At 63.6% G+C, this 22,530-nt stretch carries 28 protein-coding genes and 1 pseudogene; 15 read left to right on the forward strand and 14 right to left on the reverse strand.

Features of this window, described 5'->3' with window-relative positions; genetic code table 11:
* Positions 1-24: 24 nt before the first annotated feature.
* Genes ACYUME_RS10450 through ACYUME_RS10460 form a run of 3 tightly spaced genes read left to right on the forward strand, consistent with a single transcriptional unit; the run spans position 25 to position 1,164 of the window.
* Positions 25-447: a structural protein gene (locus ACYUME_RS10450; RefSeq protein ID WP_460418796.1), complete on the forward strand. Its 423-nt coding sequence runs from the start codon at positions 25-27 to the stop codon at positions 445-447.
* Positions 444-950, forward strand: a complete 507-nt coding sequence (locus ACYUME_RS10455) for a DUF2514 domain-containing protein (protein ID WP_460418797.1) — start codon at positions 444-446, stop codon at positions 948-950. The genes ACYUME_RS10450 and ACYUME_RS10455 overlap by 4 nt, the downstream gene beginning before the upstream one ends.
* A 25-nt stretch (positions 951-975) precedes the next feature.
* The gene (locus ACYUME_RS10460) at positions 976-1,164 is read left to right on the forward strand and encodes a hypothetical protein (RefSeq protein ID WP_460419332.1); all 189 of its coding nucleotides are present in this window, start codon (positions 976-978) and stop codon (positions 1,162-1,164) included.
* Between the two features lie 409 nt (positions 1,165-1,573).
* Here the strand turns inward: ACYUME_RS10460 and ACYUME_RS10465 are convergent, their stop codons facing one another.
* Positions 1,574-1,873: a site-specific integrase gene (locus ACYUME_RS10465; RefSeq protein WP_460418798.1), complete on the reverse strand. Its 300-nt coding sequence runs from the start codon at positions 1,871-1,873 to the stop codon at positions 1,574-1,576.
* Positions 1,874-2,269: 396 nt separating this feature from the next.
* Here ACYUME_RS10465 and ACYUME_RS10470 point away from each other — a divergent pair, with 396 nt between their 5' ends.
* On the forward strand, positions 2,270-3,109 hold the full coding sequence (locus tag ACYUME_RS10470; RefSeq protein ID WP_460418799.1) for a 5'-nucleotidase, lipoprotein e(P4) family: 840 nt from the start codon (positions 2,270-2,272) through the stop codon (positions 3,107-3,109).
* 95 nt (positions 3,110-3,204) lie between these two features.
* Here the strand turns inward: ACYUME_RS10470 and ACYUME_RS10475 are convergent.
* Positions 3,205-3,626 (reverse strand): annotated as a pseudogene (locus tag ACYUME_RS10475) (amidohydrolase); the annotation flags it as partial.
* Positions 3,627-3,764: 138 nt separating this feature from the next.
* Positions 3,765-4,145 carry a hypothetical protein gene (locus tag ACYUME_RS10480; protein WP_460418800.1) on the reverse strand — a complete coding sequence of 127 codons (381 nt, stop codon included), beginning with the start codon at positions 4,143-4,145 and terminating at the stop codon, positions 3,765-3,767.
* 211 nt (positions 4,146-4,356) lie between these two features.
* Here ACYUME_RS10480 and ACYUME_RS10485 point away from each other — a divergent pair, with 211 nt between their 5' ends.
* The 4 genes from ACYUME_RS10485 (at position 4,357) to ACYUME_RS10500 (ending at position 7,415) form a co-directional block, all read left to right on the forward strand.
* Entirely contained in the window at positions 4,357-4,932 is a 576-nt protein-coding gene (locus tag ACYUME_RS10485) for a methylated-DNA--[protein]-cysteine S-methyltransferase (protein ID WP_460418801.1), read from the forward strand.
* Positions 4,929-5,639, forward strand: a complete 711-nt coding sequence (locus ACYUME_RS10490) for a 2OG-Fe(II) oxygenase (protein WP_460418802.1) — start codon at positions 4,929-4,931, stop codon at positions 5,637-5,639. The genes ACYUME_RS10485 and ACYUME_RS10490 overlap by 4 nt, the downstream gene beginning before the upstream one ends.
* Positions 5,640-5,647: 8 nt before the next feature.
* Positions 5,648-6,352 carry a 2OG-Fe(II) oxygenase gene (locus ACYUME_RS10495; RefSeq protein ID WP_279887975.1) on the forward strand — a complete coding sequence of 235 codons (705 nt, stop codon included), beginning with the start codon at positions 5,648-5,650 and terminating at the stop codon, positions 6,350-6,352.
* A gap of 118 nt (positions 6,353-6,470) precedes the next feature.
* On the forward strand, positions 6,471-7,415 hold the full coding sequence (locus ACYUME_RS10500) for a GNAT family N-acetyltransferase (RefSeq protein WP_460418803.1): 945 nt from the start codon (positions 6,471-6,473) through the stop codon (positions 7,413-7,415).
* Positions 7,416-7,537: 122 nt separating this feature from the next.
* Here ACYUME_RS10500 and ACYUME_RS10505 read toward each other — a convergent pair whose 3' ends face one another.
* From ACYUME_RS10505 to ACYUME_RS10520, 4 genes are all read right to left on the reverse strand, one after another.
* Positions 7,538-8,263, reverse strand: a complete 726-nt coding sequence (locus tag ACYUME_RS10505; protein WP_460418804.1) for a DUF4377 domain-containing protein — start codon at positions 8,261-8,263, stop codon at positions 7,538-7,540.
* 388 nt (positions 8,264-8,651) lie between these two features.
* A complete protein-coding gene (locus ACYUME_RS10510; RefSeq protein WP_460418805.1) occupies positions 8,652-9,077 on the reverse strand; it encodes an anti-virulence regulator CigR family protein in 426 nt (141 codons plus the stop codon).
* Between the two features lie 126 nt (positions 9,078-9,203).
* Positions 9,204-9,389, reverse strand: coding sequence for a hypothetical protein (locus ACYUME_RS10515; protein ID WP_279887980.1), 186 nt, complete (start codon positions 9,387-9,389; stop codon positions 9,204-9,206).
* Between the two features lie 358 nt (positions 9,390-9,747).
* Entirely contained in the window at positions 9,748-10,659 is a 912-nt protein-coding gene (locus tag ACYUME_RS10520) for a LysR substrate-binding domain-containing protein (RefSeq protein WP_460418806.1), read from the reverse strand.
* 103 nt (positions 10,660-10,762) lie between these two features.
* On the opposite strand from ACYUME_RS10520, the gene ACYUME_RS10525 reads away from it, so the two are divergent.
* From ACYUME_RS10525 to ACYUME_RS10535, 3 genes are all read left to right on the forward strand, one after another.
* Positions 10,763-11,467, forward strand: a complete 705-nt coding sequence (locus ACYUME_RS10525; protein WP_279887982.1) for an SDR family oxidoreductase — start codon at positions 10,763-10,765, stop codon at positions 11,465-11,467.
* Positions 11,468-11,545: 78 nt separating this feature from the next.
* Positions 11,546-12,052 carry a GNAT family N-acetyltransferase gene (locus ACYUME_RS10530; protein ID WP_460418807.1) on the forward strand — a complete coding sequence of 169 codons (507 nt, stop codon included), beginning with the start codon at positions 11,546-11,548 and terminating at the stop codon, positions 12,050-12,052.
* 33 nt (positions 12,053-12,085) lie between these two features.
* Positions 12,086-12,439, forward strand: a complete 354-nt coding sequence (locus ACYUME_RS10535) for an SH3 domain-containing protein (RefSeq protein WP_460418808.1) — start codon at positions 12,086-12,088, stop codon at positions 12,437-12,439.
* Positions 12,440-12,441: 2 nt separating this feature from the next.
* Here the strand turns inward: ACYUME_RS10535 and ACYUME_RS10540 are convergent, their stop codons facing one another.
* Positions 12,442-13,002: a cysteine hydrolase family protein gene (locus tag ACYUME_RS10540; protein ID WP_460418809.1), complete on the reverse strand. Its 561-nt coding sequence runs from the start codon at positions 13,000-13,002 to the stop codon at positions 12,442-12,444.
* 482 nt (positions 13,003-13,484) lie between these two features.
* On the opposite strand from ACYUME_RS10540, the gene ACYUME_RS10545 reads away from it, so the two are divergent.
* Positions 13,485-13,679: a hypothetical protein gene (locus ACYUME_RS10545; RefSeq protein ID WP_279887987.1), complete on the forward strand. Its 195-nt coding sequence runs from the start codon at positions 13,485-13,487 to the stop codon at positions 13,677-13,679.
* A gap of 118 nt (positions 13,680-13,797) precedes the next feature.
* Here ACYUME_RS10545 and ACYUME_RS10550 read toward each other — a convergent pair whose 3' ends face one another.
* A complete protein-coding gene (locus ACYUME_RS10550; protein ID WP_460418810.1) occupies positions 13,798-14,715 on the reverse strand; it encodes a LysR family transcriptional regulator in 918 nt (305 codons plus the stop codon).
* A 102-nt stretch (positions 14,716-14,817) separates the two neighbouring features.
* Between ACYUME_RS10550 and ACYUME_RS10555 the strand changes: the two genes are divergently transcribed.
* Positions 14,818-15,579, forward strand: coding sequence for a sulfite exporter TauE/SafE family protein (locus tag ACYUME_RS10555; protein ID WP_279807798.1), 762 nt, complete (start codon positions 14,818-14,820; stop codon positions 15,577-15,579).
* 1 nt (position 15,580) lies between these two features.
* On the opposite strand, the gene ACYUME_RS10560 is transcribed toward ACYUME_RS10555, so the two are convergent.
* The 4 genes from ACYUME_RS10560 to ACYUME_RS10575 all read right to left on the reverse strand — a co-directional run bounded on the left by ACYUME_RS10560 (position 15,581) and on the right by ACYUME_RS10575 (position 19,767).
* Positions 15,581-16,996 (reverse strand): GGDEF domain-containing protein, encoded by a 1,416-nt coding sequence (locus ACYUME_RS10560; protein WP_460418811.1) that lies wholly within the window; start codon positions 16,994-16,996, stop codon positions 15,581-15,583.
* 113 nt (positions 16,997-17,109) lie between these two features.
* Complete coding sequence (locus ACYUME_RS10565) at positions 17,110-18,939, reverse strand: SLC13 family permease (protein WP_460418812.1); 1,830 nt, start codon at positions 18,937-18,939, stop codon at positions 17,110-17,112.
* A 195-nt stretch (positions 18,940-19,134) separates the two neighbouring features.
* Positions 19,135-19,515 (reverse strand): glycine zipper domain-containing protein, encoded by a 381-nt coding sequence (locus tag ACYUME_RS10570; protein ID WP_050706284.1) that lies wholly within the window; start codon positions 19,513-19,515, stop codon positions 19,135-19,137.
* Between the two features lie 72 nt (positions 19,516-19,587).
* Positions 19,588-19,767, reverse strand: a complete 180-nt coding sequence (locus ACYUME_RS10575; protein WP_279887993.1) for a hypothetical protein — start codon at positions 19,765-19,767, stop codon at positions 19,588-19,590.
* 176 nt (positions 19,768-19,943) lie between these two features.
* On the opposite strand from ACYUME_RS10575, the gene ACYUME_RS10580 reads away from it, so the two are divergent.
* Positions 19,944-20,294 carry a hypothetical protein gene (locus ACYUME_RS10580; RefSeq protein ID WP_279887995.1) on the forward strand — a complete coding sequence of 117 codons (351 nt, stop codon included), beginning with the start codon at positions 19,944-19,946 and terminating at the stop codon, positions 20,292-20,294.
* A 201-nt stretch (positions 20,295-20,495) separates the two neighbouring features.
* Here ACYUME_RS10580 and ACYUME_RS10585 read toward each other — a convergent pair whose 3' ends face one another.
* Positions 20,496-21,524, reverse strand: coding sequence for a helix-turn-helix domain-containing protein (locus tag ACYUME_RS10585; RefSeq protein ID WP_279887997.1), 1,029 nt, complete (start codon positions 21,522-21,524; stop codon positions 20,496-20,498).
* Between the two features lie 135 nt (positions 21,525-21,659).
* On the opposite strand from ACYUME_RS10585, the gene ACYUME_RS10590 reads away from it, so the two are divergent.
* On the forward strand, positions 21,660-22,481 hold the full coding sequence (locus ACYUME_RS10590; protein WP_279911551.1) for a class I SAM-dependent methyltransferase: 822 nt from the start codon (positions 21,660-21,662) through the stop codon (positions 22,479-22,481).
* Positions 22,482-22,530 lie beyond the last annotated feature (49 nt).

Here is a 22,530-nt window from a genome sequence, read left to right on the forward strand (position 1 = left end):
GCTTTTTCTTGACTGGAGAAAACTATGACTCAACTACTTCCCCGTGGCGTGCGGAACCGCAACCCGGGCAACATCGATTTCAACCCAGCGAACAACTGGGTAGGCCAGATCGGCAAGGAGCCCGGTGGTCGGTTCTGCGTCTTCGACATGCCGGAGAATGGCATCCGTGCGCTCGGCAAGCTGCTGCAGACCTACTACAACAAGCACGGCCTGCGCACTGTGGCGGCGATTATCAAGCGCTGGGCGCCGGAGGTGGAGAACGACACCGACGCCTATGTCCGTGCTGCCGCGCAGCGCTGCGGCCTGGGACCGGGCGACCCGATTACGAATATCAAGGACGAGAAAGTCCTGAGCGGCCTGATGCGCGCGATCATCAAGCACGAAAACGCGAACTACGACTACCCCCAGGTGATCTTCGCCGAGGGCTTGCGGAGGGCGTTGGCGTGAACGGCTGGAGCCTTCGGGTTGTCGTGCTGCTGGCGGTGGCCGGGTCGTATTGGCTCGCCTACCAGCACGGGCGATCAGTCGAACATGCTGCAGCTATCGCGGTAGCGGCGCAGCGGGATAGCGGCGATCGCCTGGCCGAGGTGTTTGGCGAGCGCATCGCTCGAGTAGAGGAGCAACGCCGCACTGTGGCGCATGAGGAGGTGAGGGCGCATGCTCAGGAACAACAAGCGATTGCCGACGGCGCTTCTGCTGGGGCTGATGCTGCTGGCCAGCGGTTGCGCGACGAAGCCGGAAAGCTCGCTTCCTCCATCGGTTGTCCCAGCACGGATACCACCCTTGCGTCTCGAGGCGATGCAGCCCGCCGCGCCGCCATGGTGCTCTCCGACTTGTTCGCACGGGCTGACGCTCGAGCGGGAGAACTGGCGAAAGCTTATGACCGTGCCCGAATAGCAGGCCTTGCCTGTGAAGCGTCCTATAATGCTCTGATCAAGCCACCGGGGTAGGGCAGTGAAGCGGACAATTGAAGGGATGGTCGAGGCGGGGGAGCCGCTGATTCTCGAGGCAATCGACGCGCTCCGTCGATACCACGAAGCCAAGGACTTTGGAGCTGATTCGGCCGAGATTGAGCGTTTACGTCTGATTGCAGAGTCGTCGTATCAGGCCGTGACCGATTACCAGCTGTACGCGCTTGGCCATCAGAAACTCACCCATCACTGAGCGGGCCTGCTCGAATGTGGGCGCTGCTCATGTATAACTCGGCGGCTGAATTTGAAGGTGGCGAGCCAGGACGGCTTGCAGTCGGCAGAAGGCCGGAGGAGGGGTGAAAATCAGTTCCAAAACTTAAACGGAGGCCCTTGCAGTATGGGGTCTCTAGCCGAGCCGTTTTGCTGAAGTATTGGACTTGATTTTTGCATGTACGCCTTGCAATTACTGCGGTTATGGCACGGTCTTGAAAACCGTCGATGGGCAACTATCCTAGAGTTCGAATCTCTACGCTTCCGCCATCTAAGTGCCTGATTTCATTGGTGTTTACCTTAGGCGGCCCCTCAAAAGGGAACGTTTTGGGAACATTTTGGGAATCGAAGGCAAAAGGAAGGGGCCGTCATGGCCCCTTTTTTTATGCGTTTCAGCTCAACTTGAGCACCTGGTTCAACAACCCCACCACATCCGGCCCGTCCTGGCTGATCCACTTCGCGTAGTGCCTGAAGATCATGGCCGTCGAGGTGTGCCCCACCTGATCCGCAATCCACTCTGGCGTGGCCAGTCCGCTGCTCAGCATCTGGCTGGCGAAGGTGTGCCGGCAGGTGTTCGGACCACGCTGGCGAACGCCGGCCTTCTCCAGGTGGCCGATCCACCAGCCGTGCCGCAGTACGTCCGAGGACCGGTACGGTTCACCTGTGGCGGTGTTGTGGGAGACAAGCCGCACACGCTGCTCCCGAATCGTCCGGTTGTATCTCCACGGTGCCAGCGGCCAGGTCGACGTCCTCCCAGGCCAAGGCAATCGCCTCGCTTACCCGCGGGCCGGACCAGATCATGTACTGCGACAGGTTGATCTCCTGCTGTCGCTCGGTCGGGCATCAGGATGTTGAAAGTGCTGGTGCGCCAAACGAGGAAGTGAGATGGCTAAAGCTACTTGCTGACTCGCTTGATCAGGCCGTGATTGACTACCAGCTTCTAGTTGCTGAGCACTGCCGAGGAGAAATTTCCACGTTGGCGCCAATTCATTACGGTTTGTGTAAGGCAGATTGTTATGTCCCGTGGCGTACTGTAAGAAAGGTGAGTCCCGCCATCAGAGAGAGCGGGATATTACAGGGACTTGCCTATGTTCAAGCTCAAAACAATAGTAACTACAGCCTCGCTTCTTCTTGCTGCGCCTTTCCTCCAAGCCTTGGCGGACGCGACCAAGGAGGATACGACCAGTGTGCCCAACAGCCTAATCGCTGCTGTAGCCTGGAGGCAGACGGCGGCGGAATACCGGGCACTCTACTACCAAGGTTTCAATGTTGCCCAGGCCCGCCTGGATCAGGCGCTGGCCAATCGCAAGCCCGGCGCCAAGCCCGCTGCCATCATCAGTGACATCGACGACACCATCCTCAGCAGCAATAACTATTGGGGCTTTCTCGTCAGCCAGAACGACGAATTCTTCGACGATGCCATCTGGGACCGCTGGGTCGCCAGCAACGGCCCAACCCTGACGCCCGGCGCGCTGGACTTCCTCAACTACGCCAAATCCAAGGGTGTGGAAATCTTTTACGTCTCTAGCCGCGACCAGGGCGACAAGACTGTGGAGTACGCCCTGAACAACCTGCGCGTCCTGAAGGTTCCATTTGCAGACAAGGAGCACGTCACCATCCTGCGGGAAAGCTCGAACAAGGAACCGGCGCAACAGGATATCGCCAAGAACTATGACGTTTTGCTGATGCTTGGCGACAACCTCAACGACTTCAAGCGCCGGTACTACGTAGATAACGCTCAGCAGCGCAGCGCCATGGTCGACGAGGACCGCCGGGAATTCGGCGATAAGTTTGTGGTCTTTCCCAACCCCACCGACGGCCATTGGATGAAGGCTATATTCGGGGAGTCCGAGCCAGCCGATACGCCAGCCAATCGGGCGAAATTCAGGGCGGCCGCCAGTGAGGGCGCTTGGTCACCAAAAGACTGAGCCATAGCCCACTAGATCGAACTTGAGTCCAGCAAGCCCGGCTGGATGCCCTTGTCCCTCTGTGGAGTGACGAATTCCGGACTAGATAACGTCACGCCCACCTTCGACATGCCCTTCTTGATATGCTCGTTGGAGAACCCGGTACTGCCGTGGGGGACAGCTCTAGCGCGGTGGCGCGGGATAGGCCCCCAGGTTCAGCGCCATTGCGCCTGCGGTTTGCGGCTGACTATCCAGTGCAACGAGGTGTTGTAGCTGGACACGCGGGCGGCATCGGTGCCGCCGTCCAGAGCGGGCACGCGCTCGAAGTTCTTCGACGTGATGGTCTCGGCGTGGTCGAAGAACCACGGCAGGCCGTTGAACGGGATGTTGCGGTAGATCTTCTCGAACACGTCGAGCATGCACGAGATGGATTCGTCGTAGGTCCTGTACAGGCGGAACGGCCAGCGCTATTCGACCAAGTGGCGCACCATCGACTTAAGGCCGCCTCCTTGTCTGGTGGCAGGTCCGCGGGAGGTTGCTGCTGTGCTGCCCGCCGTATGACAACCGTCTGATTTGCTCAAGGCTGGTAGCACTTCGTCGCAGACCCACGACTCAACACGCCTAGCGTCACCACATCCCTGGATGCAACAAGCCCAGCCCAAGGCTTTGCTCAACATCAAGGATCAGGCGCAACACTCTTCATGTAGGCGCTGTAACACCGTGCCTTGGTCATCCGCACGTATTCTTCGAGATCCTTGCGCTCTTGCGCCTCGGTTTCGCGCTGCGGATAGGCCACCACCTCCCGGGAGAAGACCGCCCGAATACGCTCGACCGTCTCGTCTGGCTTGCGGTACTGATCCGAGAGAAACACCGGTGGTTCGTTTTTCTGTCGGCCTATTAAAACTGCACCGGCATCCATGGCCAGGTAGTCGCAAAGATGACCATCCTCGCCACTTCTGATCTCTGCCTTTCCATCCACCATCTTCCAAGCCCATGCAGATGAGCTGCCAAGCAAGCACATCAGCACCAGCGAGGCCGAAACAACCTGTCGCGCCATAGCGTTTCGCCATTATCAAAAATGGCGAGCCTATCATCGCCCTGCTCATTCATCCATGGCCGCTCATAGCGTGAAGCCAGCAATCTGGCGTCGCCAGGTAAGCTGCAGCGGCTGAGCGCCGATCTAAGAATTTGACCGCAAGGAGCGGAGTTTCAGGGCCAGGGCCGATCCCTAGACTGGCCCCATTCGCCAACCCAAGAGAGGCACGGTCATGAGTACGCATCCTGCTTTCAACTACAACTTCCGCACCCCAGGCAGCCAGATAGAAGGCCCGATCGATTTTGCCGTTGGTCAATCGATGCGTGGCAGCGTGCTGGTCGCGTTCAGCCGGCGGGGCGTGTGCGCGATCTTTCTGGGCGACGAGGCTCAGGACCTGCACCGCCTGCTCGCGGCCGAGTTCCCGGCGGTCGAGCTGCGGTCTGGCCAGGCTTCGACGGCGCGCCAGCTCAAGCAAGTCATCGGCTTCATCGACAACGGCGTTGTCGAGGGGGCACTCGATCTCGACATCGGTGGCACGGCATTTCAGCAGAACGTCTGGCAGGCACTTTGCGGCATTCGAGTGGGCAAGACCCGTAGCTACAGCGATGTGGCGCGCGAGCTTGGCAAGCCGCAGGCCGTGCGCGCAGTGGCAAGTGCCTGCGCGGCCAATACGCTTGCCATCGTCATTCCGTGCCATCGCGTGGTGCGCAGCGATGGCGCGATTTCCGGATATCGCTGGGGCGTCGAACGCAAGCGCGCACTGTTGAAAGAAGAGGCTGCCCGCAGGACGGTGGAGTTTTCGCAATGACGGTCATCGAGAGCAGGCCACTTGCCGCCTACGACTGGGCAAGCATCGAGCGAGCGCTCGATGTTCGTGGAAATGCGCTGTTGCCCGGCCTGCTGACGGCGGAGCAATGCGCGGCGCTCGTCGCGCTCTATCGGCAGGAGGAGCGTTATCGTTCGCGTATCGTCATGGCTCGCCATGGGTTCGGACGCGGGGAATACAAGTACTTCGCGTACCCGCTGCCGCCACTGCTCGAGCAGTGGCGCCACGCGCTTTATTCCAGGTTCGCACCGATCGCCAACCGCTGGAACCTGCAATTGGCAATCGACGTGCATTACCCGGATGATCTGGCCACCTTTCTGCAGCGCTGCCACGCGTCGGGGCAGCGGCGGCCGACGCCGCTGATCCTCCAGTACGGCGAGGGCGACTACAACTGCCTCCATCAGGATCTCTACGGCGAGCATGTGTTCCCGCTACAAGTGGCGATCCTGCTGTCGGAACCCGGAAGAGACTTCTTGGGCGGCGAATTCGTCATGACGCAGAGCTCGAGCAGCGGCCAATGCGCGCAGGTCATCGAGCTACATCAAGGAGATGCCCTGGTGTTCGCCGTCAATCAACGGCCAGTGATGGGCCGGCGTGGCCCGCGCCAGGTCGCCATGCGCCATGGCGTCAGCCGCATCCGCAGCGGTTTGCGCCATACGGTGGGCCTCATCTTTCATGACGCGAGGTGAACATGCTGTTGAGTGCAGTCGATAAGGCGCTCGATCAGCTGGATTGGGCGGGCATCGAGCGGCAGCTCGATACCGAGGGCTATGCCGTGATACCCGGTGTGCCGAGGCGCGAGGCAGGGCGCGGCCTGATGCGACTGAGCAGCGCGGCTGGTGTCGAGCGAGAGACGCTGGAGTCTCGTGGGCTTGGTCGGGGTGAGCTGCTGTGCTTCGGCGCTGCTCTTCCGGCGCCGCTGGCGCAGTGGCGAGCAGGGTTCTATCGCCGGCTGGTCGCCATTGCCAATCGCTGGAACGAAACCCTGGGTGTCGACTATCGCTATCCGACGGAGCTGGAAGACTTCCTGCTGCGCAATCGCCGGGCCGGACAGGTTCGAATGCAATGCCACGTCAGCAGGCTGGGTGTGGAGGATCATGTCTGCCTGCATCAGCGCAACGACGGCGAACATGTATTCCCCCTGCAGATCGTCGCGCTGCTTTCCGAGCCCGGGGTGGACTTCCAGGGGGGCGAATTCGTGATGACGGAGCAGCGCCCACGCATGCAATCACGTCCGATGGTGGTACCGCTCGGGCTTGGCGACTTGGCCATCATCACCACCGCGCAGCGCCCCTTCAAGGGCGCCAAGGGCTACTACCGCGTCAGCCTCAAGCATGCCATCAGCCGCGTGCGCCAGGGGGAGCGACTGGGGTTGGAGCTGTCGTTCCACGATGCTCCGTGATAGGGGAGGTATCCTGCGGGGCCTGCTCGAAGAGTCGAGCGACTGGGTGTGAATATTTGGTTGTATGATGCAACTAAATGGCGTTGTATAGCGATACCACCCAGACGAGGTTGCAGAAATGATCGATCCTTCGGTTGTGGAACAAGTCCGCTCTGCTTCACGGACGATGGTGCGTGAGCTGGGCTTCATGCGCGCGACATTGGCGGGCACGCAGTATTCGCCCTCCGCTGTGCACACCTTGCTTGAGTTAGGCGAGCGCGGCGCGCTGACCGCAGGGCAGCTGGTACAGGCGCTCGGGCTGGAGAAGTCGAGTGTCAGTCGCATGGTCGCGAAACTCATTCAGTCCGGGGAGCTGGAAGAAGGTGAAGGTGAACAGGATGGCCGCATGAAACAACTCAGGCTGACTGCGCAGGGAAGGCGCTCGCTCGAAGAGATTCATGCCTATGGGCAGCTGCAAGTCTCGTCGGCGCTGACTCCGCTCACTCAGCAGGAGCAGCAGGCCATTGCGCAGGGCTTGAACGCCTATGCGCAGGCGTTGAAGACGTATCGCCACGGCACGGTCGAGCAGGTGGCGGACAGGATTCAGATCACCTCGGGCTACCGCCCAGGTCTGATCGGGCGCATGGTGGAAATGCATGCCAGCTACTACTCGCGGCATTCCGGTTTCGGTCAGTTCTTCGAGAGTCAGGTCGCAACAGGCGTCGCGGAGTTCGCAGGACGATTGGGCAATTCACGTAACGCCGTTTGGGTCGCGCAAAGCGCTGGCCGGATCGTGGGGGCGATCGCTATCGACGGCGAACATCTGGGCAATGACGAGGCCCATTTGCGCTGGTTCATCCTGGATGATGGTTGCCGTGGTGGCGGCGTGGGGCGTCGCCTGCTTAGCGAAGCCGTGGCGTTTTGCGACCGGCAAGGTTTTGTGGCGATCCAGCTTTGGACATTCAAAGGCCTGGAGGCCGCCCGCAGCCTTTACGAGTCCTTGGGCTTCGCGCTGACTCACGAAGCGCCAGGCAGCCAATGGGGCGCTGCGGTCACCGAGCAGCAGTTCACGCGCAAACGCTGAGCGGCATTCCACGCGCCGGGTGGTTTTGCGCATTGCGTCAGTCGCGATGTCAGGTGCCGGGTGAGATCTGGAAGGCGGGCACTTGAGGCAGGCCGGCGAATACCGGCCTGCCGTCGGTACGATTACTTGGCCTTGCCCGAGGCGTCCTGCTCGACCACCAGGTCCAGCACATAGACCTGCGACGGGGCGTCGGCTGGCGGGTTCTTCCACTGGAACTGTTTCACCCGCAGCACGGTGCGCACGCCGTCACGGTGCTCGAAGCCCTCGATGGACTGGTACAGCGGATGCCAGCTGTCCTGGGTCGGCAGCTGCAGGCCGGCGTCGTCATAGCGACGCTCGCGCACTTGCAGGCACTGATAGTTCGGGATCAGCGGATGGCTGCACTTGACGGTCTTGGCCGCCACTTCCAGGAACTTGATCTCGCCCTTGCTGCCGTAGCGGGTCTCTGGGGTGGCTTCGCCCTGGAACTTCAGTACCGAGCCGTCCTGGGTGGTCAGCGTGAGCACCGGCTCCTGGGCGTCAGCGGTGATGGTGGTGCGCAGGTCGCCGTTGAGCAAACGCCCGACCTGGGCATCCAGGTCCATCAGGCTCTTGTCGCAAGCCATCAGGGTCGAGGCCAGTGGTTGCACTTTCAGTACGCCGCCCTGGTGGCTGTAGCCGCCGAACTGGCTGTTGCAGCCGCCGCTGATGTTCAGTTGCCGATCGCCGAAGCTCAGGCGCAGCTTGTGCTCGATGCCTTTGGCCATGGCGGCGATGGGGGCGCCCGACGCATCGTTGGCCGATACCAGGTTCCAGTAGTAGGCCGGCAGCGCTGGCTGGGCGGCGACAGACGAAGAGGTGGCGGGCATGGAAGGCGATCCTTCATGGGACTTGGAGGCCGGGGTGCAAGCCTGGAGCAGGGCGGCACAGACGGCAACGAGGAGAATGTTCTGTTTCATGGTTCGCTCTTTCAGCCATTCAAAAAAGGGGCGGCATTCTGCACAGGGAGGATGCACGCGCCGGTAAGCCGGCGTATCGAGGCCGCTTCAGGCGTGTCACGCGAAGTGGATCCTGCTCGGTCGTCAGGCCGAGACGGGGCGACCTCAGCCGCTACCGATGGCAATCGGACAGCATTGGTCGCGTTTGGGTTCATCGACTGACTACCCAGGGAGTGTTACCAAATCTTACGCAGTGGGTTGCACAGCTCGCCAGCGATGGGGTCTTGCCTCGGGCGCGGGGACTGCCTCGCCGATGAAGTCAGTCCAGCACGTTGCGCAGCACCTCGTAGATCACGCCGGTGGCGAGGGTAACCAAAATCAGGTCGGTTCCGGCCTGGCGCCATTCATAGCCGTCGTAATGGGGGAGGCGTCCTATCAGTCGGCTGTCGAGTTTCTTCGCGATGCCGGGTGGCAGGGGTTTGCCCCGTGCCAGGTTCTTTTGAATCCCAGGTGGTAGCGATGCGCCGGCGTGCCAGTAATCACGATTGTCGTTGAGAATTACTCGCACGCCGCCCAGGTCGATGCTCGGGCCCGAATGCCGGCCGTTGCCATCGCCAGGGCGTGCCTGTTCGCCATGCGGATTGCCTTTGTCATGACCTTTGCCTTTTCCCGGATCCGCCATCAGTGCCGGGCATGTTCCAATCAGAAGCACGAGCGCGACAGCGCAGCGCGATTTGATGTTCATGGGGCATATCCCTTCAGATTCAGTCAAAGATCCAGCGTAGTCGCTCTCGGCGAGAAAAGAAGCAAGCGTCGAATAGGCGATCGGTTGACCGGTTCGCGCACGTGGCAACCGAAAAGGCGTTTTGCGTCACTGCAGTGTCGTCGGCTTCAAGAGGGTGGGCGTCGCGGCCAGCCCTTGTTCCAGCGTCGCGATCACGCGTGCCAGGCTCGCCGCCTTTTCCAGTTCGCCCTGCGCTTCGAGCCGGGCGTGATCCCGGCGCATGTTCAGCAGGCATTTTTGCAATCCGAGGGCCGAGGTGTCGTAGTTGTCCATGTCGTTCTCACATGCCTAGGCATCCGTGCCGTTGTAGGAAAAACACGACGGTATCAGTTCAATTCACCCCTCAATACTGATTATTCATACACCGACTTTCGCAATGCTGGAAACGTCCTTCGGGCGAATAAGAAGAGTCCTACAAAAAACGAACTCGAATATTTCCACTTGCTTCCAGCTGCTCTGTGCCAGGCCGTGTACGGCGGGGCCTGTCGCTGGTCCACTGGTTTGGCGCGGTAAGTTGGCCTGGTGGCGTCGATCGCATCGTTCAGAAACGATATGTTGCAATTGACCGTGCCGCGGCTGCACCGCCGCAGATCTTCGCGGCGTTTGCGGCGCGGCTCGGCAAGGCACGCGTTCAGGCCTGGGCTTTGGCCTCCCTTGCCAGCCAGCGTGCCACCTGTTCGGCAGCGGACCCCGGCTCAGGCGAGTGAGCCGCGAGCAGATGAAACGCTGCGTCGCTTTGCAGTTCATGCCCTTCCAGCGCCAGTACCAGCGTGCCGGCCTTCAGGGCGTTCTCCACCAACAGGCGAGGCACCAGGGCGATGCCCATGCCTTGCTCGGCGGCTTCGATGGCGAGGATGGTCTGGGAAAACACCGGGCCGTTGAAGCGGGTGCCGGGTAGTGCATGGTGGTCGAACCAGCGCTTCCAGTTGTTGTGGCTATCGGAGATCAGTGGTTGCCCGGCCAGCTCGGCGGCCAGTTGCCAGCGATGCTCGCCACGCAGCGAGGGGGCGCAGACGGGCACGGCGACGCCGGGCAGCAAGGGTTGGGCATAGGCGGCGGCAAAGGGGCGCGTGCCCCAGCGCACTGCCAGGTCGACCGCGCCCTTGCCGCTGAGTGGCCGGGTGCCGTCGGACGCGTCGATCATCAAGGCCACCTGCGGGTGCGCCTGGGCCAGCAGCCCCAGGCGCGGGATCAGCCAGCGACTGGCGAAGGCCGGCGTGGTGCTGAGCAGGACCTGCTGTGGGTCATGCTGCCTGTCACGCTCCAGCAGTTCGCGGGTGGCGTCTTCGATGATGTCCAGGGCCAGGCGCACGCGGGTGAGGTAGTCGGCGCCGTCCGGGGTGGTCCGCAGGCCTCGGGGCAGCCGCTCGAACAGCGGGCCGCCGAGCTTGTCTTCGAGGGTGCGCACCTGCTGGGCGATGGCGCCGGGAGTGACATGCAGTTCGTCGGCCGCGGCGCGGAAACTACCCAGGCGGGCGGCGGCCTCGAAGGCTGTCAGGTGATTGACGATGGCGGGGGCGTTACGTCGCTTGGGGGCGCTCATCCAGTAGATTTCCTGCAGGGTCGTGCCAGTATTTGTGATTGGTGCGGTCACGCGGATTCTGGCTTCATGCACCTACCTGATCAACTCCCGCAAGGAACGGAACATGACTTCGCAGAAAGTGGCAATCATCACCGCAGGTGGTAGTGGCATGGGTGCCGAGGCGGCCAGGCGGCTGGCGGCCGATGGCTTCAAGGTCGCGATCCTGTCTTCTTCCGGCAAGGGCGAGGCCCTGGCGCAAGAGCTGGGCGGCCTGGGCGTCACCGGCTCCAACCAGTCGATAGAAGACCTGCAGCGTCTGGTCGACAGCGTGATGCAGCGCTGGGGCCGGGTCGATGTGCTGGTCAACAGTGCCGGTCATGGTCCACGGGCGCCCATCCTGGACCTGACCGACGAGGACTGGCACCGCGGCATGGAGGTGTACTTCCTCAACGTGGTGCGTCCGACCCGGCTGGTGACGCCGATCATGCAGCGGCAAAAGGGCGGCGCCATCATCAATATCTCGACCTTCGCCGCCTTCGAGCCGGATCCGGCCTTCCCGACCTCGGGCGTGTTCCGTGCCGGGTTGGCGGCCTTCACCAAACTGTTCGCCGACCGCTATGCGGCCGAGAACATCCGCATGAACAACGTGCTGCCGGGTTTCATCGACAGCCTGCCGGAGAAGGAAGAGTTCCGCAGCCGAATCCCCATGGCGCGCTACGGCAAGGCCGAGGAGATCGGGGCTACCATCAGCTTCCTGGCCTCCGAAGGCGCAGGTTACATCACCGGGCAGAACCTGCGCGTCGATGGTGGCATCACCCGTTCGGTCTGAGAAACGACAGGGGCATGCAGCCGGGCAGCGACTTCCGTTAGCATGTCGCCTCTGTTTTTCGCCACCCGGATCCGCCCCATGAGCACCCAGACGTTCCGCCAGGCCATGTCAACCGACGTGGACCGCTGCTACCAGATCGAAACCAGCGCCTACGAAGGCGACGAGGCCGCCACTCGGGAAAAGATCGCCACGCGCATCGCCCAGTATCCGCAAGGCTTTCTGGTGCTGGAGGTCGATGGCCAGGTGGTCGGTTTCATCAACAGCGGCTGCGCCCATGAGGTGGTGATGTCGGACGAGGCGTTCAAGGAGCTGGTCGGGCATGATCCGCAGGCACCCAATGTGGTGATCATGTCGGTCGTGCTCGACCCGGCCCATCAGGGCCAGGGCCATGCTGGCCGCCTGATGGCGCGCTTCGTCGAGCAGATGCGCGAGCAGGGCAAGGCGACCATCCACCTGATGTGCAAGGAGCGGCACGTCGGCTTGTACGAGAAGATGGGCTACGCCTATGTTCGTCCCTCGACCTCCGATCATGGCGGCATGGCCTGGCATGAGATGGTCATGGTGCTCCAGCGGCCCTTCGACTAGCATCGATGTTTTTTCGCAGCCAGGGAGAGGCTTGTGAAGTACGTCGTTATCGCAGCACACCGCAGTGAGTACCCTGCGCCCATCACCTTCGCCCAAGGCACGCTGCTCAGCATCGGCCAGCGCTACGAGGGCGACGAGCACTGGGAGGACTGGTACCTGTGCAGTTGCCAGGGCCAGGAGCCTGGCTGGGTGCCCGCCCAGGTGATCGAGCGGCTTGGCGTTGACCGGGGCAGGGCGCTGGAAGCCTACTCGGCCCATGAGCTGGACATCGACCCAGGCCAGCAGGTGGAAGGCTTGCGCCCGCTGAACGGTTGGCTCTGGTGCCGTCGGGTGACTGGCGAGGAGCTTGGCTGGGTGCCGTTGGCCAAGCTGCGTCCTCTGCGCTGAGTTCAAGTCATGTCGAGCACCGCGGCGCTGTCGAGAATGCACGCATAGTCCATGGCCAGGTTGCTCAGTGCCAATGCATGCACTTCTTCCGCCGGCCATAGCCGTCCCTGCAGGTCGCGCTGATCGAAGGTGTAGCAGGCGTCCGCCACCACCCGTGTTTCGAACCCCAGGTTGCCCGCCGAGCGCGCGGTCGATTCCACCGAGTTGTTGGTGATCACGCCGACGATGACCAGTTGATGGATGCCGCGCTGGTGCAGCCAGTGTTCCAGGCCGCTGTTGCAAAAGGCGTCGGGCACGTGCTTTTCGAACAGTGTCTCGCTGGCCAGTGGCGTGAAGGCGGGCTGGAACTCACAACCGCCCTGGCCCGGCCAGAACACTGAATCCGGTTCGCGGGAGATGTGCCGGACATGCACCACGGGGCGCTCATCCCGGCGCCAGGCGGCGAGCAGCTCGCCCATGCGCCGTTCGGCTTCGGGATTGTTGCGCCGGCCCAGGCGCGGGTGGTTGATGCCGTTCTGCATATCGATGATCAGCAGGGTGGCGTTGTCGGCGAAAGCATCCATGGTCCTGCGGCTCTCTGGCTCGTCGAGTGGTGGACCGTAGCACAGCCAGGGGGACGCGGCATCTGATCTGCTTTTTTTGCAAGAACCTGAATCTGTAACCGTATCAGTCACTGCCCGACAATATCCCCAGGCCCAGCCTCCAACTCGGTGTGTGCTGGGCAGGCTGCGCCGCTTTGGCCAGCCCCGCCGTTCCGTCATCACACTGTAGAGGTTCCGATGGGCAAGCTCGCGCTGTTTCTGGGTGGTTTTCTGCTGCTGACTATCATGATTGGCCTGCTCGGCACCATTCCGCCAAGCTGAGCCGCTGTTTCCTGCCAGCCCGCCTGACCTGGAGGCGGGCTCTATCTCTTGCGCGCCGCGGTTGTCTGGACAAGCGGTAGCTGCAAGTCGTTCTCAAGTGCAAGTCGCTCGTGTAATCTCGCGCCCCCAATCCTGGGCCCGGATGCATGGGCCGATCACTTGCCTTGGAGTCGATACACACTATGGAATGCAAGAAAGGCACTGCAGCGATGCTGGAGTGGCGCGGTCGTTTTCTCGGCGAGGGTATTCTCCACGAAGAGGACTACGATCAGGCACTGCGCGGGGCTGAAGAGTTGGAGCGTTCCGGAGTGATCAGCGCAAGCGAGTGGATCGAGTTGGTGAAGCTGGCCAATGCGGCGTTGCTCGGTTTGCGATAATTCCTTCAAGGCTTGCTGAAACTGTCCACAAAAAACGTGGGTAGGTCTGTGGATAAAGCGCTGCAAGTCATGTCTGGCAAGGGCTCTGTCAGATTGAGCAGAAATTGAGCAGCGTCGTTCAGGTCATTTCTCTCGGTCCAGGGCGGGCTTCGCGTAGTGCTTGCAGCAGCTCGCGAACCCGCGCCCGGACGGCGCCGGCCGGGTAGACCGCGTGCATCTCAGGGTCATGGCCGCTGCTGGATGTCAGGCGGTAGTCGGGACAGACCCGCACCAGGCGCCCGGCAAGCACTTCGGGTTCGCCCAGCCAGTCGGCCAGGCGCGCGATACCCGCGCCAGCGAGGGTGCTCTGCAGCACCGCGACACCTGAGCCCAGCCGCAGTCGTGGCCGGGGCCGCAGGCTGTTGATCCTGCCATCGCGACAGAAGTGCCAGGCCTTGAGGATGCGTGGGGCGGTGTGCAGGATCAGCGCATGCCGCTCCAGGTCCTCCAGCGCCTGCGGAGTGCCCGCGTGCGCCAGGTACCCTGGGCTGGCATACAGATGCCGGCGATAGCGCCACAAGGGGTAGCCGATCAGTTCGCTGGACTGGGGAAAGGCGCCTCGGATCACGAAGTCGAACTTGCCCTGCAACGGGTCAAGGAGCTGGTCGCTGAACTGCACGTCGAGCGTGACCTGCGGATGGCGCCGGGAGAACTCGGCGATTACACCCGGCAATACCTGTTGGGCGAGCACCTCGGGGGCGGCCAGGCGGATCCAGCCTTGGGCGCTGCCGGTCAGGGCGGCGAGCTCGTCGGCGGCATCGCGTTGCACATCCAGCAAGCGTTCGGCATGGGGCAGCAGGCGTTCACCCGCTTCGGTCAGGGTCACGGCGCTGGCATTGCGGTTGAGCAGCTTGGCGCCGCTGTTGTCTTCCAGCGCCTGTACCGCCCGCGTCACGGCGCTGGGTGAGCGCCCCAGGGCACGGGCGGCACTGACGAAGCTGCGCTTGTGGGCGACGGTGACGAAAGCCTGTATTTCACGCAGCATGTCCAAGGCCATTGGTGCTTTTCCTCATTGCAGTTTTTGCAACATGGTATTTCAACATAGCCGCGGCACTTTTATTAGTCTGGCGGCCTGCTTCGTACCGCCTGGACATTCGACATGATGGATATCGCCCTGCTTTCGCTGTTCGCCTTCGCCGCTGGCCTGATCGACGCTGCCGTTGGCGGCGGTGGGCTGATCCAGATCCCGGCCTTGTTCAACGTGTTGCCCGCCGCGCAACCGGCCAGCCTGCTGGGCAGCAACAAGCTGGCCTCGGTCTGTGGCACCGCCTTCGCTGCGCGTTCGTTCATCCGCAAGGTAAAGCTGGATTGGGGGCTGATCGTCCCGGCGGCACTGAGCGCGTTCGTGATGTCGTTCTTCGGCGCCGCCACCGTGTCACTGGTGCCGGCGAGCCTGATGCGTCCGGCGGTACTGGTGCTGATCGTGCTGATGGCCATCTACACCTTCTGCAAGAAGGACTTCGGTACCTTGCACAAGCCGACGGCGATCGGTCGCAAGGAACAGTGCCTGGCGGTACTGATCGGTGGCGCCATCGGCTTCTATGACGGGTTGTTCGGGCCGGGTACCGGGAGCTTCCTGATCTTCCTGTTCATTCGCTTCTTCGCGCTGGACTTCCTGCATGCATCGGCGTCGGCAAAGCTGGTCAACATCGCCACCAACCTGGCCGCGCTGGTGTTCTTCATTCCTTCGGGCAACGTGCTGTGGGCCATCGCCCTGCCAATGGCGCTGTTCAACATCCTGGGCGCGCTGACGGGTACCTGGCTGGCGGTGCGCAAGGGGGCGGGGTTCGTGCGAGGCTTGTTCCTGGTCCTGCTGTGCGTGCTGATCGCCAAGCTGAGCTGGGACTTGCTGGGGGGCTAGGTCAGACCACCTGGCGTTGCGTATCGGCCTGCTCGATACGGTTGCGACCGTGCGCCTTGGCCCGGTACAGGGCCTGGTCGGCCTGGGCCAGCAGCTCGTCCAGGCTGGGTATCGAACCTTCGGCGCCGCAGCCGCTCAGGCCGATGCTCACCGTGATCTGCAAGCGTGGGTCGGCATGGGTGGTGTGCAGGTCCTGGACTGCCCGGCGCAGGCGCTCGGCGATGAACTTGGCCTGGTCCGGCGCCACTCCCGGCACGACGATGACGAACTCCTCGCCGCCCAGGCGGGCGAACAGCTCGCCCTCATGCAACTGATCCTGCAGCGTGGTTGCGAACTGCTGCAGCACCAGGTCGCCGGTTGCATGGCCGTAACGGTCGTTGATCGTCTTGAAATGATCGATGTCCAGCATCATCAGCGTCAGCGGCCTGCCGCAGGCATCGAGCAAGGCATTGGCGCGTCGGGTGAAGGCACTGCGTGTAAGGACGCCGGTCAGGTGGTCGATGGTCGCCTGGTGGGCCAGGCGTGCCATCAGGCTTCGATTGGCACTGCTCACGCAGGACAGTACCAGCGGGCCGAGCACCAGCATGGCGATGCCCAGCCGCGCGGACATCAGGGCGGTGACCCCTGGCTCGCTCTGCGGCACGCTGAAATGCATGAGGTTCTGCGCCACCGCGACGATCAGCGTGCTGCCGGCGGTCAGGGTCAGCAGGGAAACGAGGAAGGGCGAATAGCTCAGTGCGCACCACAGCAACGCGGCGATCGGGAAGGCGATGGCGCCGGGGCCGCCGAAGGCGATGCTGAGTGCGAGCGACGCCAGCAGCACCAGCAGTGGCGCCAGGCGAATCGGCTGGCTGGCGCGGCCGTTGCGGGTCAAGGCCCTGGACGAGGGCAGGGTGAGCAGTACCGGCAGCACCAGTACGCTGGTGGAAAATTGCTCGCTGAACCACGCCAGCCAGGTCGCCTGCAGGGACTGCTCGAACCAGGGCGCGGCCATTACGCAGGCTAGGCTTGCAGCGACCACCGCTCCGGCTGCGCTGGCGCCGAACAGGCAGAGGGTGCCATGGGGCGTGCGCAACCGACGATGCAGGCGCGGCAGGCGTGACATCAGGTACCAGATGCTGACGATGGCGCCGAGGTTGCACAGGTTGAGCCACAGCGCCGGCTTCCAGGGGCTGCCACATGCCAGGTCGGCGATGACCATGCCCAGGTAGACCAGGGCGAATCCGGAAAAACTGGCTTGCCGCGGGTTGCGCAGCAGTATGCCGGCGAGCACCGCGTTGACCGGCCAGAACAGCGAAAGGGATTCGATCGGCCGGGCCAGGATACCAGCCACGGTCAAGGCCAGCGTCAGGCCGAACAGGCTCAGGGCAGGCATCAGGCGCGACGGGACTGGAGACACCATGGGCTCGACCGACAAGCGAAGACGGAATCCAGGAAAACGGCTGTAGGCACCTGGGGTAAGTCGCGTCAGTGTCTTTCAGTCGGCATATGATGTCAATTCGCTGCGAACCTGCGGAATCTGGTGTAGGACTAGAGCGCGAACAGCCAGGGCACCATCAGCACGGTGACCAGCATCACCAGCACGGTAAAGGGCACGCCGACCTTGACGAAGTCGGCGAAGCGATATTGGCCGGGGCCCAGTACCAGCGTATTGACCGGTGACGACACGGGCGTCATGAACGCCGCGGACGCAGCCAGGGCCACGGTCATGGCGAAGGGGTAGGGCGACATGCCCAACTGCTGGGCGGTGCTGACCGCCACGGGAGCCATCAGGACCGCCGTGGCCGTGTTGGAGATGAACAGGCCGATCACCGCGGTCAGGGCGAACAGGCAGGCCAGGATCACGCCCGGCCCCGCGCCGCCAAGCCAGCCAACCAGCGCGCCGACGACCAGGTCGATACCGCCGGTTTTCTGCAGGGCCAGGGCGAAGGGCAGCATGCCGACGATCAGTACCAGGCTCTGCCAGTGAATGGCGCGGTAGGCGCTGTTCATGTCGATGCAACGGCCGGCGCCCATCAGCAGGCAGCCGATCAGCGCGGCGATGACGTTGGGCACCAGGCCGCTGACCATCAGCCCGACCATCACCGCCAGGCTGATCAGGGCGTAGGGCGCGCGGGCGCGAGCCGGGGCGACCTGGTCGATTTCCGCCGGCAGGCTCAGCACCAGGAAGTCGCGGGGCTTGCCCTGCAACTGGCGCACCGCCTTCCACGGGCCGACCACCAGCAGGGTATCGCCCAGGCGCAGTTTCTCTTCCACCAGTTGTTCCTCGATGGCGACCTGGTCGCGGCGCAGGCCGACCACGTTCAGGCCATAGCGCGTGCGGAAGGCCAGCTCGAGGACGCTCTTGCCGATCAGTTGCGAGCCTGGGGGCAGGGAGATCTCGGCCATGCCCAGCTCCTGCGACTGGTCGATGAAGTAGGCGGCCTTGAAGTGCAGGGGTTCGAGCAGCATGCTCTGGCACAGGCTGCGCAGGTCATCACGATTGGCGAACAGGTCGAGCAGCAGTACGTCGCCTTGCAGCAGCACGGTGCCGGAGTCGGCGGCGATCACCCGGGTGGTGAACTTGTGCTGGCGCTCGATGCCGACCACGTTGGCGCCATGGCGGGTGCGCAGTTCCAGCTCGCCAAGGGTGTGGCCGATCAACGGCGAATGGGGGCGGATGCGCAGGCGCCGCTCGCGGCCGCTGAGCCTGTAGTCCAGGACCAGGTCGAGCAAGGTGCGGCGGCTCTCCACCCGGCCATCCTTGCGCACCTCGCCGTTGAGCCAGTGGCGGGTCAGCAGCATGTAGCCGATGCCCAGCAACAGGACCACCAGGCCGAACGGGGTGAAGCTGAAGAAGCTGAAACCGGATTCTCCATGGCGCACCAGTTCGCTGTGAACCACCACGTTCGGTGGCGTGGCCACCAGGCTGAGCATGCCGCTGATCAGGCCGGCGAAGCTCAGCGGCATCATCAACCGGCTGGGCGAGAGCTGCAGGCGCGCGGCGATGCTGAGCACCACCGGGATGAAGATCGCCACCACGCCGGTGGAACTCATGACCGAGCCAAGGCCGGCGACCGCGACCATCAGCAACACGATCAGGCGCGCCTCGCTGTTGCCGGCGCGTGCGCTCATCCATTCGCCGATGCGGTAGGCGATGCCGGTGCGTACCAGTCCTTCACCGATCACGAACAGCGCGGCGATCAGCACCACGTTGGGGTCGCTGAAGCCGGCCAGGGCCTGTTCGACGGTGAGGATGCCGGACAACGGCAGGGCGAGGATCACCAGCAGGGCGACCACATCCATGCGCGGGCGGTTGATGATGAACAGGAAGACGACGACGGCCAGCAGGCCGAGGACCCAGAGCAGCTCATGGTTCATGGGGAGGGGGTGTTCCTTCACACAGGGGCACGAAAGGCGATGGCCCTAGTGTGGCAGCTTGACGCGAGTGCGTCGTTGACGTGCTGCAGGGTTTTGCCGGGTGGCGATCCGATGCGCGATGGCAGAGTGCTTGGGCGCGGATGTGTGGGAGCCAATTTTGTGGGAGCGGGCCCGCAGGCCCGCCCGTGCTACTTATCAGTGGCGATGCTTGTGCTTGCGGTTGTTGTCGCCCATGTGGTTACCGATCGCACCGCCCGCCGCGCCGCCCAGGCCCGCGCCGATGGTCGAGCCGTTGGAGCCGCCGAGCTTGCCGCCGATCAGCGAGCCGCCGGCCGAGCCCAGGCCACCGCCGATGGCGGCTTCGGTACGGTTGCCCTTGCGCGCGCCAACCGCGCTGCCGGCGGCGCCACCCAGGCCGGCGCCGATGGCCGCGCCGGTACTGCCACCGATCTGTTTGCCGACGACGTTGCCCAGGGCACCGCCCAGGCCGCCGCCGATGGCCGCGGTGCCGTCACCGGCGAAGGCGCCCTGGCAGAGCAGCAGGCCGAGGGCGAGGGAAGGCAGAGTCAGACGCATGTTATGAACCTCAGGGAGTCATCAGGGTAGGGTGCCGCGCGGTTGGCGGCGAGTCAGGGTTGGAAAGACGCTTCAGCGGTAGTAGCGGTCACGGTACTGGCGGTCGTCATCGTCACGGTCGTGGCGATGGTGATGACGGTGGCCGCGGTCACGGTCGCGCCAGCCGTCGTCATCGTCGTGGTAGTGGTGGCTGTAGCAGCCGCCGAGCAGCAGCAGGGTGGCGACCATCGAAAGGCTTGCAAGGCGTTTCATCACGTTATAGGTCCTTGATCCGCAACGGTTTACGCGGTACCAGCTGAGACCCGAGGCGATCGATTTGGTTCTTTGCCGCGCAAACTTTTATCGCGGCGGCGATGAGCGGTAGCGGCGATTCCCCGGCCGGCCCGGCAGTGCTAGAGTCACCTTCTTTTTTGTCCCGAGGATGGAACATGCGAGCAATTCTGCCGATCACCGTGGCGCTGCTGCTGGCGGGCTGCGCATCGTCGACCATGGAAGCTGCGCGCAACGGCTCGCCCACCGCCCGCCTGGATTCGCACAAGACGCCGGACCTGGTCGCCCAGTGCATCCAGTTCAGCTGGCAGGAAGAGCGCGCCTTCGGGGTCGATGCCAGTGGCTACCTGGAGGCGCGCAAGCAGGGCGGGTTCACGGTGTATACCCGGGAGGCGGAGTCGTTCGTCGATGTCTATGCCCAGGCGGGGGGCACGCGGGTGGACTATTACGCACAGAAGAATGACGGCGTGGCGTTGCAGCGCCGGGCTGCGGCGGCCACCTGCCTCTAGCTTGAGTGCAGGATTGGAACAGCCAAACCGACACCCTGTGGGGGCAACTGTCTTGCTCAATTTTTAGAGTCTGGCGCGATCCCTGTGGGAGCGGGCTTGTCGGGACGCCGAACCGCCGCGAACACGGGCGAAGCCCGTGCCATCCACCACGGTGTCGGCTTCGCGGGTGAACCCGCTCCCACAGGTGGCGCGCTATGATGTTTACCCTGCTTCGCGCTCGGCAGTGATGTCCTCGAACACGCTGATCAGATGCTCCGGCTGCCCATCGGCGCGACGTTCCAGCGAAGTGCGCGCCCGCACCCAGATATAGCGCCCGTCCTTGTGGCGCACGCGCTTCTGTACCTCGTAACGCTCGATCTCGCCGGCCAGCATGCGCTGCAGCAACGCCAGGTTGCCCGGCAGGTCGTCGGGATGGGTGAGCTGCTGGAAGGTCGTGCCGTACAGTTCGTCCTCGCGGTAGCCCAAGAGCTCGCAGAGGCTGCCGTTGACCCGTTGCCAGCTGCCATCCGGGTCGATGTAGGCCAGCGCGCCCCAGGCCAGCTCGAAGATGGTGCGAAAGCGCGCCTCGCTCTGGCGCAGCTCCTCTTCGGCGACCTTGCGCTCGGTGTTGTCCATGCTGATGCCGACCATCTTCACCGGGCGCCCGACGCTGTCGCGCAGCACCGTGGCGCGCGAGGCGATCCAGCGCTGGCCGCCATCGGGGCGGGTGATGCGGAAATCGCATTCGCAGCCGGTGCCATCGGCCACCGCCTGGGCATACATGGCCTGCATGTGGCGGGCGTCATCGGCGTGGATGTGTTCCCAGAAGTCCTCGTTGCGGCGCAACGGCCAGCCATACACCGCCTCGACGTTGGGCGAGTAGGTCACTTCATCGCTGACCAGGTTCCATTCCCAGGTGACGATGCGCGCGCCTTCCTGGGCCAGCTTCATGCGCGTCTCGCTTTCCATGATCTCGGCGGTGTAGCGGCGGCGCACGTCGGTCATCGGCAGCTCGACCACCTCGGCCTGCTGCACGCTGTGCAGGGCCTCCTCACCGTAGCGCAGCCAGATCCAGTTGACCTTGAGCAGGTCGGCCAGGCGCCGCAGGTTGTCATAGTCGATCTCGCCGCCGCGGGTCCATTTGTGCACCGCCGTGCGCGAGATCCCCAGCGCCGTGCCCACGGCCTGCAGGGTCAGCTTGTGGTGTTCGAGCAGTTCCTTGAGGCGAAAGGCGAAGCTGTTTTCGGTCATGGGCGCTGGATCCTTGGGCGGGCACGAAGCGGGCAGTATACCCCAGCCGTCAACTTCTGGTTGACGGGGTGGTTGCCGGGGCGGTCGGGTCCGGTTAACGTGGCGCCTGACTCACTCAGACAGGGAAGCACCGCAATGAGCCGATCGCTGGAACTCAACCGCGCCAGCTGGGACGAGCGCGCACCACTGCACGCCGCCTCCGGGGACTACGAGGTCGAGCGCTTCGTCGCCGAGCCCGGGCACCTGTCCGAGGTGGTGCGCTTCGACCTGCCACGCCTGGGCGATATCCATGGCCTGCGCGCGGTGCACCTGCAATGCCATATCGGCACCGACACGCTGTCGCTGGCGCGCCTGGGCGCCGAGGTCTGCGGCCTGGACTTCTCCGCGGCGTCCCTGACCCAGGCGCGCCAGCTGGCCGAGCGCTGTGGCGCGGGCATCGCCTATGTAGAGTCGGACGTCTATCAGGCCGCGCAGGTATTGCCGGCTGGGGCTTTCGACCTGGTCTACACCGGTATCGGCGCGCTGTGCTGGCTGCCGAGCATCGAGCGTTGGGCGCAGACCGTGGCGGCGTTGCTCAAGCCGGGCGGGCGACTGTTCCTGCGTGATGGCCACCCGATGCTGATGGCCGTGAACGAGGACCAGGAGGACTGCCTGCAACTGGAGTACCCGTACTTCGAGCGCGAGGCACCGACGGTGTGGCACAACGACCAGAGCTACGTCGAGACCGACCAGGCACTGACCCAGACCGAGACCCATGAGTGGAACCATGGCCTGGGCGAGGTGATTACCGCGCTGCTGAACAATGGCCTGCGCATCACCGGCCTGGAGGAGCATCAGAGCATCCCCTGGGAAGCGCTGCCGGGGCAGATGACGCTGGGCGATGACGGTGAGTGGCGCCTTGACGAGGCGCCGTGGCGGTTGCCGCTGAGCTATACGCTGCAGGCAGTGAAGGGGTAGGTGCGCCGCCCCCTGTAGGAGCGGCCTTGTGTCGCGAAAGGGCCGCAAA

Source organism: Pseudomonas sp. microsymbiont 2 (genome assembly GCF_054788395.1).